The 14622-nt window shown below is 24.3% G+C and carries 12 protein-coding genes, 1 tRNA gene and 2 pseudogenes; 12 read left to right on the top strand and 3 right to left on the bottom strand.

What is annotated here, in order from left to right; genetic code table 11:
* Window positions 1-3: 3 nt before the first annotated feature.
* From atpG to typA, 10 genes and pseudogenes are all read left to right on the top strand, one after another.
* Entirely contained in the window at window positions 4-876 is an 873-nt protein-coding gene (atpG, locus tag SSDC_RS01095; RefSeq protein WP_020915476.1) for an ATP synthase F1 subunit gamma, read from the top strand.
* 53 nt (window positions 877-929) lie between these two features.
* Window positions 930-2333, top strand: a complete 1404-nt coding sequence (atpD, locus tag SSDC_RS01090; protein ID WP_020915475.1) for a F0F1 ATP synthase subunit beta — start codon at window positions 930-932, stop codon at window positions 2331-2333.
* 48 nt (window positions 2334-2381) lie between these two features.
* Window positions 2382-2816, top strand: a complete 435-nt coding sequence (locus SSDC_RS01085) for a F0F1 ATP synthase subunit epsilon (protein WP_020915474.1) — start codon at window positions 2382-2384, stop codon at window positions 2814-2816.
* 46 nt (window positions 2817-2862) lie between these two features.
* Window positions 2863-3318 carry a bacterioferritin gene (bfr, locus tag SSDC_RS01080; protein WP_020915473.1) on the top strand — a complete coding sequence of 152 codons (456 nt, stop codon included), beginning with the start codon at window positions 2863-2865 and terminating at the stop codon, window positions 3316-3318.
* A gap of 37 nt (window positions 3319-3355) precedes the next feature.
* Window positions 3356-4147: a pseudouridine synthase gene (locus SSDC_RS01075; RefSeq protein WP_020915472.1), complete on the top strand. Its 792-nt coding sequence runs from the start codon at window positions 3356-3358 to the stop codon at window positions 4145-4147.
* A gap of 262 nt (window positions 4148-4409) precedes the next feature.
* Window positions 4410-5468 (top strand): annotated as a pseudogene (gene nusA / locus SSDC_RS01070) (transcription termination factor NusA); the annotation flags it as partial.
* A 150-nt stretch (window positions 5469-5618) separates the two neighbouring features.
* Window positions 5619-7574 (top strand): annotated as a pseudogene (gene infB / locus SSDC_RS01065) (translation initiation factor IF-2); the annotation flags it as partial.
* A 59-nt stretch (window positions 7575-7633) separates the two neighbouring features.
* Window positions 7634-8005: a 30S ribosome-binding factor RbfA gene (rbfA, locus tag SSDC_RS01060; protein ID WP_020915469.1), complete on the top strand. Its 372-nt coding sequence runs from the start codon at window positions 7634-7636 to the stop codon at window positions 8003-8005.
* 43 nt (window positions 8006-8048) lie between these two features.
* Window positions 8049-8993, top strand: coding sequence for a tRNA pseudouridine(55) synthase TruB (gene truB / locus SSDC_RS01055; protein ID WP_020915468.1), 945 nt, complete (start codon window positions 8049-8051; stop codon window positions 8991-8993).
* Between the two features lie 67 nt (window positions 8994-9060).
* The gene (typA, locus tag SSDC_RS01050; RefSeq protein ID WP_020915467.1) at window positions 9061-10902 is read left to right on the top strand and encodes a translational GTPase TypA; all 1842 of its coding nucleotides are present in this window, start codon (window positions 9061-9063) and stop codon (window positions 10900-10902) included.
* 46 nt (window positions 10903-10948) lie between these two features.
* Here the strand turns inward: typA and SSDC_RS01045 are convergent.
* Both SSDC_RS01045 and SSDC_RS01040 read right to left on the bottom strand, forming a co-directional pair.
* Window positions 10949-11037: transfer RNA gene (locus SSDC_RS01045), tRNA-Ser, on the bottom strand.
* Window positions 11038-11141: 104 nt separating this feature from the next.
* Entirely contained in the window at window positions 11142-11567 is a 426-nt protein-coding gene (locus SSDC_RS01040) for a thioredoxin family protein (protein ID WP_020915466.1), read from the bottom strand.
* Window positions 11568-11610: 43 nt separating this feature from the next.
* On the opposite strand from SSDC_RS01040, the gene tsaB reads away from it, so the two are divergent.
* Window positions 11611-12324 carry a tRNA (adenosine(37)-N6)-threonylcarbamoyltransferase complex dimerization subunit type 1 TsaB gene (gene tsaB / locus SSDC_RS01035; protein ID WP_020915465.1) on the top strand — a complete coding sequence of 238 codons (714 nt, stop codon included), beginning with the start codon at window positions 11611-11613 and terminating at the stop codon, window positions 12322-12324.
* A 68-nt stretch (window positions 12325-12392) separates the two neighbouring features.
* Window positions 12393-13001 (top strand): hypothetical protein, encoded by a 609-nt coding sequence (locus tag SSDC_RS01030; RefSeq protein WP_144417482.1) that lies wholly within the window; start codon window positions 12393-12395, stop codon window positions 12999-13001.
* Here SSDC_RS01030 and serS read toward each other — a convergent pair.
* Window positions 12998-14332: a serine--tRNA ligase gene (serS, locus tag SSDC_RS01025; protein WP_020915463.1), complete on the bottom strand. Its 1335-nt coding sequence runs from the start codon at window positions 14330-14332 to the stop codon at window positions 12998-13000. The genes SSDC_RS01030 and serS overlap by 4 nt on opposite strands.
* Between the last annotated feature and the right edge of the window lie 290 nt (window positions 14333-14622).

Below are 14622 nucleotides of genomic sequence, written 5' to 3'. Positions count from 1 at the left end.
ATTATGGTTACTAGTAAAAATATTTTTAATAAAATTAAAAGTATTAAAAATACAAAAAAAATTACTAAAGCTATGGAAATGGTCTCTGCGTCAAAAATGAGAAAAACACAAAATAGAATGCATGCGGCTCGTCCTTATAGCGTAAATATTAAAAGAATTATTTGTAATTTATTACAAACTCATTTTGAGTGTAGAAATTTATTTTTTAAAAAAAAAAATAGAATAAAACGTGTGGCTATTATTTTAATTACAACAGATAAGGGTTTATGTGGCTCAATAAATTCTAATATATTTCGTATATTAATAAAAAAAATAAATGAATTAGAGAGTAAAGGTAATTTTATAGATTTTTTTGTTATCGGTCAAAAAGGATTAAATTTTTTAAATGAAATTAATATTAAAACAAAATTATGTATTACACAAATTGGTGATATATTGTATTTTAATAAATTAACTAACTTAATTAAAATTTTAGTAAAAGATTACAAAAACAATCTTATTGATTCAATATATATAATATATACTAAATTCATAAATACATTACAACAAAAAGCAACTATTTCTAAATTATTGCCTTTTAGTGATAAATATTTAACTTTTCCTATAAAAAATAAATATTCTTCATATTATATTTACGAAACAAATATTCTTGTTTTAATTAATAAACTATTTATTCGTTATATTGAAGCATTAATTTATCAATCAATATCTGAAAATATAGCATCAGAACAAGTTTCTAGAATGATTGCAATGAAATCAGCTAGCGAAAATGCTGATTATATAATAGATGAATTAAAATTAATATACAATAAAACTAGACAAGCAACAATTACTAAAGAACTATCAGAAATTATTAGTGGTTCTTCTGTGGTTTAATTTTTAAAAGAATATAAAGGTTTTAAAAAAAATTTTATAAAGGAATAAAGATAATGTCTGATGGTAAAATTATTCAGTGCATTGGATCTGTAGTAGATGTGGAATTTCCACATAATATGGTTCCTAAAATATATAATGCTTTGAAAATAGAAAATTCAGAACTTACTTTAGAAGTACAACAACAATTGGGCGATGGAATTGTTCGAACTATTGTACTTGGAACATCCGAAGGTTTACGTCGGGGTACTATAGTAAAAAATACAGGTAAACCTATTATGATACCAGTTGGTAAGGCTACATTAGGTAGAATAATAAATGTTCTTGGTGATCCAATCGATGAAAAAGGTAATATTAGTAACAAATATGTTTCTTCTATTCATCGTACCCCACCTTCATATGAAGAATTATCTTCATCTCAAGAATTATTAGAAACAGGAATTAAAGTAATTGATTTAATATGCCCCTTTTCTAAGGGAGGAAAAGTAGGTTTATTTGGGGGAGCAGGAGTTGGAAAAACTGTTAATATGATGGAATTAATTAATAATATCGCAAAAGCTCATAGCGGATTGTCTGTATTTACTGGGGTCGGAGAACGAACACGAGAAGGAAATGATTTTTATCATGAAATGATAGAAGCAAAAGTAGTTAATTTAGATAAACCAGAAAAATCTAAAGTTTCTATGGTATATGGTCAAATGAACGAACCATCTGGTAATCGTTTACGTGTAGCTTTAACTGGTTTAACAATTGCTGAAGGATTTAGAGACGAAGGAAAGGATGTATTATTTTTTATTGATAATATTTATCGTTATACATTAGCTGGAACTGAGGTATCAGCATTATTAGGTCGAATGCCATCTGCAGTTGGTTATCAACCTACTTTAGCAGAGGAAATGGGTTATTTACAAGAACGTATTGCTTCCACTAAAAAGGGATCTATTACATCCATTCAAGCTGTTTATGTTCCAGCAGATGATTTAACTGATCCATCTCCTGCAACTACTTTTGCTCATTTAGATTCTACTGTAGTATTATCTCGAGATATTGCATCATTAGGTATATATCCTGCAATTGATCCATTGGATTCTACATCTCGTCAATTAGATCCATTAATTGTAGGAAAAAAACATTATAAAATTGCTAGATTAGTTCAAAGCACATTACAACGTTATAAAGAATTACGTGATATTATTTCTATATTAGGAATGGATGAATTATCTCCGGAAGATAAATTATTAGTTGCACGTGCGCGAAAAATGCAACGTTTTTTATCTCAACCATTTCATGTTGCAGAAGTATTTACTGGAAAAAGCGGAAAATATGTATCTTTAAAAGATACATTAAATGGATTTCATTTGATTTCAAGCGGAGAATTAGACAATATTCCAGAACAAGCTTTTTATATGGTTGGAACAATTGATGAAGCTATTAAAAAATCTAAGAAATTAATGAAATAAAAAATAAATAAACGTTATTTTAAATTTAATTATATATTGTAAAAATTTATGACAATTCATGCTATGCGTATTGATATAGTATCAATTGAAGGTTTATTATTTTCTAATAAAAATATAGAATTTATAGTGTTACCCGGAGAATTAGGGGATTTAGGGGTTTATCCTTTGCATTCTCCATTAATTACATGTATTAAACCAGGATTTATAAGAATAAAAATTAGTAAAAAAATAGAAGAAAAATGTATTTTTGTTTCTGGAGGAATTATAGATATACAACCTGATTCTGTAATTGTTTTAGCGGATACAGCAATTCATGGCTCTGATTTAGTTGAAAAACAAATAGAAAAAGAAAAAATTTTACTTGAAAATATTTTATATAATAAAAAATCAAATATTGATTATTCAATAACTAAAGCTAAATTAGCAATTATTATTGCTCAACTAAAAACTATTCAATATTTGCGTTTTAAAAAATATAAATAAATAATTACTTAACTTATAAAAATTTTTATTAATTTTATGGAATTTTATGCATAATTCATCTATTATTAAATCACTTAATTTTCAATTAATAAACGAACTCTCTGCGGCTAATCAATATTTTTTACATTCTAAAATATGTAAAAATTTGGGGTTTATAAAAATGTCTAAAAAAGAATATAAAGAATCTATGGAAGAAATGAAGCATGCTGATCAATTAATTGATAGAATTCTTATGCTTAATGGCAAACCTAATATGAAAATATTACGTCAATTAAAAGTTGGAAAAAATATTATAGAAATATTAAGAAATGATTTAAAATTAGAAAAAATTTCTCAAATTACAATAAAAAAAGAAATTTTAAATATTAACAAATTTAATGATTTTATTTCACAGAATATATTAATAAATATTCTGTGTGATACTGAAAAACATATTTATTGGTTAGAGACACAGTTAAAACTAATTAAAAAAATTGGAATATCACATTATATTCAATTGTAAATAAAATTAAAATTATTTTTATTACTATTAAAATATTATGATATTTCAATATATTAAAAATTTTTCAAAAAATATTGACTCAGAAGAAAATAATAATTTTCCAAAATTACAAAAAGCACTAGCAAGTATTGGTATAGGTTCTCGAAGAAATATAGAAAAATTAATTATTTCTGGTTGTATTTCTATAAATAATAAAACAGCGCATATTGGTCAACGTATTGCTCTAAATGATTGCATTAAAATTAATGGAAAATTATTAAAGAGTAAAATTTATAAAAATAATATTCGTATATTAATTTATTATAAACCTTCAGGTGAAATTGTTAGTTACAATGATCCAAATAATCGCCCATCAGTATTTGATAATTTACCAAATATAAAATATTCAAAATGGTTGTCTATTGGAAGACTTGATTTTAATACAGAGGGTTTATTATTATTTACTAATTCAGGAAAATTAGTAAATAGATTATCGCATCCTCGTTATAATATTGAACGTGAATATGCTGTACGAATATTAGGAAAATTAACAAAGAATATAAAAATAAAATTAATTAAAGGAATTAAATTAAAACATGGTTTAGCGCGTTTTTCAAATATCTCTGAAGCAGGAGGGTATGGTTCTAATAAATGGTATAAAGTAATAATTTATGAGGGTCGCAATAGAGAGGTACGTAAAATGTTTGAAGTATTTGGATTAATTGTATCTCGTTTAATTCGTATTCGTTATGGAATAATTAAATTACCACATGAATTTAAACGAGGATATTTAAAGGAATTAAAAAAAAATGTTGTTAATAATTTATTACTCACATATAATTTAAATTAAGTATATAAAAATTTTAATAAATTGATTTTTTGAATTAAAATGATGTAAAAAATTTTTAAAATATATAATAAAAATTATTAAATTAATTTATAATATAAATATTTAAATATATACTTTATAAAATAAAAAAATTAAAAGTTAATTATTATGGAATTTTTAGAAATTAATAATTAATATTTATTTTAAAAAATGTAATAATAGATTATTATATAATTTAGATAAAATATATTTTTATATTTATAAGTAAATTTCGGGGGTCAATATGAGTCGTGAAATTTTATACTTAATAAATGCTTTAGCACGAGAAAAAAATATCGATGAAGAAGTGATTTTTAAATCTTTAGAGCATGCGCTTGCTCAAGCAACAAAAAAACGTTATAAAGGCGAAGTTGATATTCGTGTATCAATTGATCGAGAAAAAGGATTTTCTGAATCTTTTCGTCGTTGGCATGTTGTACCAAATGATGCCGGGCTTCAATTACCTGATCAAGAAGTATTGCATTTTGAGGCTTTAGAAAGAATTCCAAATATAGAAATTAATGATTATATTGAAGAACCAATAGAATCGGTTGATATTGGTCGTCGTTTTGCTCAAGATACTAAGCAGTTAGTTTTGCAGTGTATTCGAGACGCAGAACGTAAAAAAATTTTATCTGATTTTCTTAAACAAAATGACTCCTTAGTTGTTGGAACAGTTAAACGTATAGAATACAATGGAGATGCCATTGTTGAATTGGGAAGAATTGAAGCTCGTTTACCAAGAAACAAAATGATTCCAAAAGAAAATTTTCGAATTGGAGATCGTTTACGTGCTTATATTCAACAAATTGAATGTAATTATAATAACAATAAAATATATAAAAAACCTTATATAATTTTATCTCGTGTTTCACCGGAATTTATTATAAATTTATTTAGATTAGAAGTTCCTGAAATAGAACAAGGTTCTTTAGAAATTAAATCAGCTGCACGTGATCCAGGTATTCGTTCAAAAATAGCTGTATATTCTCTAAATAAACATATAGATCCAATTGGAGCGTGTGTTGGGATACGAGGATCTCGTGTACAAGCTGTTATTGGGGAACTTAGAGGAGAACGTATTGATATTATACTTTGGTCAAAGGACCCAAAAAAATTTGTTATTAGTGCATTATCTCCTGCAAATATACTCTCTATGATAGTAAATGAACAAAAACATATGATGGATGTAATAGTTAATGAAGAAAATTTAGCAATTGCAATTGGTCGTAATGGACAAAATGTACGATTAGCATCAAATTTAACCGGATGGAAAATTAATATTTCTACTAATCAATCAAATCAAAAATTCTATAAAAGAATATATTATTAATTAATATTTTTATAAAAATTACTAAAATTACAAAAATTTTAAAAAATAAATATTATTAAATAAATGTTATATATAAATCCTATATACTTTTAAAGTATGTTAAATAAATCCAATAAATCATCAAATAAAAAAAAAGATATAAAAAAATTAAATATATTCAATAAAAATACAACTAAATTAGAAAAAAAATCACATAAATTGAATAATAATTTTCATAAAAAACGTAGAAATAATCGTGGTAATAATCGTATAATACAAAAAAATTATAAAAATAATGAAAATTATAAAACAAATTTTCAAATACCAACTGATTCTATAATTAAAAATATATATATTCCTGAAACTATTATAGTTTCAGAATTAGCGCATAAAATGTCGGTAAAATCATCAGTGGTAATTAAAAACCTGATGAAATTAGGACAAATGGTTACTATTAATCAAGTTTTAGACCAAGAAACCGCAATGATTTTGGTTGAAGAAATGGGGCATGTCGCACATGCTTCTAAATTAAATGATCCTGAATCTTTTCTGTTAAATGAATATAATAAAAATATTACAGCTGAATCATTAGTTAGAGCACCTATTGTTACTATTATGGGGCACGTTGATCATGGAAAAACCTCTTTATTAGATTATATTCGAAAAACTAATGTAGTATTTAGTGAAGCGGGAGGAATCACCCAGCATATTGGGGCTTATAATGTTGTAACAAATCATGGATCAATTACTTTTTTAGATACTCCTGGGCATGAAGCATTTACTGCGATGCGAGCTAGAGGAGCTAAAGTTACTGATATAGTAGTTTTAGTAGTTGCTGCAGATGATGGAGTAATGCCTCAGACACGAGAGGCAATTGCACATGCTAAAATTAGTGGAGTTCCATTAATAGTAGCTATTAATAAAATTGATAAATTAGATATTAATTTAGATCGTATAAAACAAGACTTAATTTCTGAACAAGTAATTCCAGAGGAATATGGTGGCGCATCCCCTTTTATATCTATTTCCGCAAAAACTGGTGTGGGTATCAATAAATTGCTAGAAAATATTTCATTACAAGCTGAAATTTTGGAATTAAAAGCTCCTGTTACAACTCCAGCAAAAGGGGTAATTATTGAATCTCGATTAGATAAAGGAAAAGGGCCTGTGGCTACTGTTTTAATACAATCTGGTACACTACGTTGTAGTGATATAGTCGTTGCTGGCGCAAGTTATGGTCGAATACGATCTATGTTAAATGAAAATGGTAAAAATATTCTTGAAGCTGGCCCATCAATTCCTGTGGAAATTCAAGGATTAACAAAAGTACCTTTTTCAGGAGAAGAATTATTTGTTATATTAAATGAAAAAAAAGCTCGTGAAATTGGTTTGTTTCGTCAAGGTAAATTTCGTGATGTTAAATTATCGAAACAAAAACTCCATAAAACGGAAAATATGTTTAATGATATTAATAAGGAAAAAGTAAAAAATTTATTAATAATTATTAAAACAGATGTTTATGGATCACGAGAAGTTTTAACAGAAAGTTTAAAAAATTTATCAACTGATAAAGTTAAAATACAAGTAATACATAATGCAGTTGGAAATATTAATGAATCAGATATTAATTTAGCAATTGCTTCTAAAGCAATAATTATTGGATTCAATGTGCGGGCTGATGCATCTACTAGAAAATTAGCTCAAATTAACAATATAAATATTCGTTATCATAATATTATTTATAATATTATTAAAGAAATTAAATCAGAAATAACGAATTTAATACCTTTAGAAAAAAAAGAAAATTTATTAGGATTAGCTGAAATTCGTCAAGTTATTTTGGTTAATAAAGTTAGTAAAATTGCTGGTTGTTATATTTTAGAAGGACTTATACGTCGTGATTCAAAAATTCGAATATTACGTAATAAAAATATAATTTGGACGGGAGAACTAGATTCATTAAAACGTTTCAAGGATAACGTTAAGGAAGTAAAAGCTGGTTTTGAATGTGGTATTTCATTAAAAAACTATAATGAAATAGTTATAGGAGATCGTCTTGAAATTTTCGAAGTTCATACAATTACAAAAAATATATAAATTAATAAATAAATTAATTAATAATATAAATATTAAAAAATAAATTTTAAATAAATAAAATGAATCAAAAAAAAAATACTTTAGAAAGATTATCTCGAATAGAAAATCAAATTCAACGTGATATCTCAGAAATTATTGCATTTGATATTCAAAATCCAATAATAAATATTATTACAATTACAGAAGTAAAAATAACTTTAGATTATTCTTATGCTAAAATTTTTTTTACAACTTTTAATAAAGATATTTCTATTAAAAATATTTTAGATAATTTATCTAAAGCTAAAAATTATATTCGATTTAAGCTTTCTAAAAAATTACACATTCATACCTTGCCTATTCTTAATTTTTTTTATGATAATTCTATAGAAAATGCTATGATGATATCTAAATTAATCGATGGGGTTTTAAATAAAAATACTAATAATTAATTTTAATATTTTTATTTTAATTAAATTATAGATTAAATATTGTATGCAATTTCATATTAAAAAAAATAAAAATATTATTCATGGTGTTTTATTACTAGATAAACCATATGGTTTATCTAGTAATAATGCATTAAAAAAAATCAAATATTTATTAAATGCTAAAAAAGTTGGTTATACTGGTACATTAGATCCATTTGCAACAGGTTTATTGCCTTTATGTTTTGGAGAGGCAACAAAATTTTCTAATTATTTATCTGAGGCAGATAAATATTATGAAGCTATTATACATTTAGGAATTACTACTGAAACAGGGGATATTGAAGGTAAAATCATTGATTTTAATAAAAATATTCCAAATTCAATAGAAATTATTGAAAAAATTTTAATAAATTTTCATGGAAAAATTTCTCAAATTCCGCCGATGTATTCTGCATTAAAATATAAAGGAATACCCTTATATAAATATGCTAGATCCGGTATAACCATAAAAAGAAAATTAAGATATATTAAGATATATAAAATTACAATAATCGATTACACTATTCCATATTTAACTTTACGTATACATTGTAGCAAAGGGACATATATACGTGTACTTAGTGAAGATATAGGAAAAATGTTAGGATGTGGCGCGCATTTAAAATACTTACGTCGCATTGGAATTGATAAATTAACATTAGATAAGTGTTTAAATATTGATACAATTATTAAATACTCAGAATATGAACGTATTTCATCATTAATTCCAATAGATATTTTATTATCATCATTTGGAATTATTTATTTATCAGATTTATTATCTAAACGTTTTTTACATGGACAAAATTTATTTTTATCTGATGAAAATATTTATATATTAATTAAATCAGGTTTTATTTCAAATAATAAAGTTCGTGTTTATAATAAAAAAAATTGTCAATTTCTTGGGATTGGTTTTATAAATAATTTTTTTTTATTAACTCCAGTTCGTCTCATTTCATTATTTTAATAATTATATTTTATAAAAATATTAACTAATTTTAGTATATTAAATTGATATTAATTTTATAAATTTTATGTTAAAAACAAAACGTTCTTTCAGGAATATAGCAATTATTGCTCATGTTGATCATGGTAAAACTACTCTTATTGATCATTTATTGCGTCAATCAGGAACATTTCGTAAAAATCAAAATATTAATGCGCGTATAATGGATTCAAATGAAATCGAAAAAGAACGGGGTATTACAATTTTTTCTAAAAATTGTTCTATTGAGTATAATGGTACTCGAATTAATATTATTGATACTCCTGGTCATGCTGATTTTGGTGGAGAAGTTGAGCGTATTTTATCAATGGTAGATAATGTTTTACTTCTTATTGATGCAGTAGAAGGACCTATGCCTCAAACACGCTTCGTAACACGTAAAGCTTTAAAACTAGGTTTTAAACCAATTGTTGTAGTTAATAAAATTGATAGATCTAATGCTCGACCAGAATGGGTAGTTGATGCAACTTTTGATTTATTTGATAAACTGTGCGCAACAGAAGAACAATTAGATTTTCCAGTAATTTATACTTCAGCATTACATGGTTACGCAAATGAAAATTCAAAAGCTCGTCAAGGTAATATGATTCCATTATTTGAAGCTATATTAAAATATGTTCCTGTACACAAAGATAATTCTAATAACCCACTACAATTACAAATAATATCATTAGAATATTCTTCGTATTTAGGAAAAATAGGTATTGGAAGAATTTTAAGTGGGCGTATTAAATCTCTACAAGATGTAGTGATTATGAATGGACCAGATGACAAACCCAATAAAGCTAAAATCAATCAAATTCGAGTTTTTAAAGGTTTAGATCGTGTATTAGTAAACGAAGCATTATCTGGAGATATTGTTTTAATTACTGGAATTGAAGAAATTTGTATTGGTTCCACTATTTGTGACCCAAGTAAACCAAATGGTTTACCAATGTTAAATATAGATGAACCTACTTTAACGATAAATTTTATGGTTAATAACTCTCCTTTAGCTGGGCGTGAGGGAAAATTTATTACAACACGTCAAATTAAAAATCGTCTTGATCACGAAATTAAGAATAATATAGGACTTCGTGTAACTCAAAATAAACATGATGATTCAATTTACGAGGTATCCGGAAGAGGAGAATTACACCTAACTATTTTAATAGAAAATATGCGTCGTGAAGGTTATGAGTTATCAGTATCTCGCCCGCGTGTAATTTTTAAAACATTAAATGGTGAACTGTATGAACCATACGAAAATCTTTTTGTAGATATTGAGGAAATTAATCAAGGTATTATTATGCAAAAACTTAATTACCGTGGTGGAGATTTAAAAAATATAGAAATTAATGAAAAAGAAAGAGTGCGTTTAGAATATCGTATTCCATCTAGAGGATTAATTGGCTTTCAAAATGAATTTATAACATTAACACGAGGAACTGGGTTAATAAGTCATGTATTTGAGGAATACGCGCCGTTTTACAATAAATCAAAATATGATTTAGGAAAACGCAGAAATGGTGTATTAATTTCTCAATATTCTGGTAAAGCAGTTGCATATTCTTTATGGAAATTACAAGACCGTGGTCGTTTATTTATTAATCATAACGATTTAGTATATGAAGGAATGATTATTGGTATTCATTCTAGAGATAATGATTTACTTGTAAATCCAATCAAAGAAAAGCAACTTACAAATATTCGTTCTTCCGGAAGTGATGAAGCTATACAGCTTATATCGCCTATTAAGATAACACTAGAATATGCAATTGAATTTATCAATGATGATGAACTTGTGGAAATAACTCCAAAAAATATTCGTTTAAGAAAACGTTTTTTAAAAGAAAATGAAAGAAAGAAAAAATTACATAAATTTACTTAATCAATTATTTGAAATATTTAAAATTAAAAAATTTTATAAATTTTATTGGAGATGGTGGGATTCGAACCCACGATACAATAAAACTCGTATGCTTCCTTAGCAGGGAAGTGCCTTTAGCCACTCGGCCACATCTCCGTTCATATATTTATATATTAAAATTATTTTTATAATATTATAATTGTATAATATTATAAACTAATATATTAATTATTTTTAATTTATTTTTAATAAAATTAATTTCATAAATAATTTTTATTTAACCTAAAACTTAATTCAATATTTTTTTGCCAAAATTTATTTTCTTTTTCTAATAAAAAATTAGAATTTAATTCTTTATTTTTTTGATATATATTATTAAATATAAATTCTGTCAAAGAAATTTTAGATTCTACTTCTCCAAAAAAAAGTACCTTATTACCATATTGAATAAGCAAAGTAGGAAAATTATTAATATCAAAATCACCAATAATATGGTATTGATCTTCAATATCAATCCAAACGAAATAATATTTCAAATAACGTTGCGATAATTTAAAAAAATTTATTTTATATTTTCGGCAATTATCACACCATCTTGCGCATAAACAAGCTATAATCCATTTTTTTTGTAAAATAGCTAATTTTAAATTATTTTTATTATTCTTATTAAGCTTTAAAAAAGTCATAAATATTTATATTTTAAAAAATTTTAAAAATTTAATTTCAAAAATGTTCACAATTCTTGCAATAGAAACATCCACTGAAATTTCAAGTGTAGCATTGCTAAATAAGTATAGTTTATTTAGTTATGAATCTTATAATAAAAATAAACATTCACAATGTGTTTTACCAATGATACAAATGATATTAAAACATGCTCAAATTAAACTAAATCAATGCAGTTTTATTGCATGTGGAATTGGGCCAGGATCCTTTACTGGTATACGAATTGCGTGCGGTATCACGCAAGGCTTATCATTCGGAGCAAAATTATTAGTGGCTCCCATTATTACGTTAGAAGCAATGGCGCAAGCTTGTTATGAATATTTTAATATAAAAGATGTTTTAACTATATTAGATGCTCATATGGGAAAAGTATATTGGGCACAATATAGTTATATAAATTCAGATATAGGATGGGATATTATTACTAAACCTACTTTATCCTCAATTGAATGTATTACCCCAACAGGAAATCCAATTTTATGTGGAAATGGATTAAAAGCGTATAAAAATAAATTTTACAATTCTATATTGTTTGATAAATGTATACTAACCACTAATAATATTCAAAAATTAATTATTCCATCTGCGCGTCAAATTGCAAAATTAGGTTATTATACAGCAATTAAAAATAAATTAGTTACATCAGATAAAGTTCAACCACTTTATATTAGAAATAAAATTGTAAAAACTATTTCTGATCGTATTATTAAAAATTAAATAATTAAATTTCTTAATGAATTAAAACTATGAATATAAATAAAATTAGTAAAAAATTAATCATTTATATGACTATACTTAATGAAATTGGCATTAATCCAATATGGATAGAACGTAATAAATTATATAATAATAAAAAAATAATAAATTTAATATCATTTAAGTCAAATAATTATTTTAATAAAAAGAAAGATAAAATATATGAAAATAAAATGCTTATAATTTTATGTAAAGATATTAATAAAATTGATAAAACTAGTTATCTATTTATAATGAATGATTTTCACATAAAAGAGGAAGAAGAATTACTTAATAATATTTTGCATATATTTAATATGCAAAAAAAAATTACATTAAAATGTAATTTTATAGACTTAAATAAATATATAACTTATTATCATCCTTCTATTTTAATTTTTATGGGAAGAGAAATTAAATTACAATTAATTAGCGAAAAAATTGTTGAAAAAATAATAGACAATAAAAATAAACAAATTATAAAAACAGAAAATGAAAAAAATGCTGTTTTAAATATTTATCCAGGTGATTTATATTACATTGAAGATATATTAATATTAGTTACTAATGAAATTTCATATCTATTAAATAACCCATATAATAAATATAAATTATGGAATAATTTTTGTTTATTAAAAAGTTTTAAAAATACTATTTAAAATATATATTTTTTATTAGTTATTTTTTTTAAACTAGTAACTCCATTCATATAAGGATGTAAAACTGATGGTATATCAACACTACCATCTTTTCTTTGAAAATTTTCTAATAAAGCTACTAAAGTTCTTCCAACAGCTAATCCAGACCCATTTAATGTATGAACCATTTCTTGTTTTTTTTCTTTATTTTTTCGGAAACGACTTTTTAAACGTCTTGCTTGAAAATCTTCACAATTTGAAATTGATGAAATTTCACGATATATATTTTGACCTGGAAGCCATACTTCAATATCAAAAGTTTTTGCTGCACTAAATCCTATTTGCCCGGTACATAATGTAATAATTCTATACACTAAACCTAATTTTTTTAAAATATTTTCTACATGTTCTAACATTTCTTCTAATACATGATAAGAATCATCTGGATTCACAATTTGTACTATTTCTACTTTATCAAATTGATGTTGTCGAATGATTCCTCTTGTATCACTCCCATAACTTTTAGATTCAGAACGAAAACATGGTGAATATGCTGTTAATTTAATAGGCAACATATCAAAACAAATAATTTTATTACGAAATAAATTTAACAATGGTACTTCAGATGTTGGAATTAAATATAATAACTTTTCATTTACTTTATTTTCATTTTCACCTCCTCTTTTTACAATAAATAAATCTTCTTCAAATTTTGGTAATTGACCTGTTCCGTATAAAGAATTTTCATTAACAATATATGGAATATAACATTCAGTATATCCATGATCATTAATATGAGTATTTAACATAAATTGTGTTAATGCCCTATGTAAACTAGCAATATCTCCTTTGAGAACAGAAAAACGAGCACTAGTTATTTGAATTGCGGAATCAAGATCTAAACCTAATTCTATTCCTAAATCAACATGATCTTTAGCTACAAAATTTAAAATAGGTGGATTAGAGATTTTACGTAATTCTAAATTATCGGATTCTTTAAGGCCTATTGGAGTTGTTTTATGGGGTAAATTAGGTATTGATAATATAAATTTGTTAAGTTTTAATTGGATTTTTTTTAATTTTTCAGATGAAGATTTTAAATCATTTCCAATTTTAATAACTTTCTCTGTCATTGAAGTAATAATATCTTTATTATTTATAGTACCTTTCATTTGACCTATTTTGTGAGATATTTTTTTTCTTTTATTTCTTAAATTTTCAGTATATAACTGTATTTTTTTGCGCTCTAATTCTATTTTATGAAATTCATTTACATCTAAAAAAAAATTACGAGTTAATAAAATAGAAGCAATAGTATTAATATTTTTACGAAGTAATTTTATATCTATCATAATTATTAAAATATTTTATTAAATAAAATTTTTATAAAAATTTTTTCATAAATTAGAAAAAATTTCATCAATATTTATTAATTTATTTGATTTTTTAAAAATTAAATCTTTTAACTTTAAACACATATTTCCTTTATTATCATAAAATATTATATCATATTGCTGATAAGATCCATTTAATTCTACCTTTTTGCAAATTAAATATAATTTTATATTTAATGGAATTTTTTTATAAATCCTGATATATTTTAAAGAAAATGGTAATAAATCATTATTTATAATGATTTTAT

Origin of the sequence: Candidatus Profftella armatura, from assembly GCF_000441555.1 — a bacterium.
In the GTDB taxonomy this organism is placed as follows: Bacteria; Pseudomonadota; Gammaproteobacteria; order Burkholderiales; family Burkholderiaceae; genus Profftella; species Profftella armatura.
Note: the sequence above shows the minus strand (reverse complement) of the source record. Positions and strands in the feature narration are given on the sequence as shown.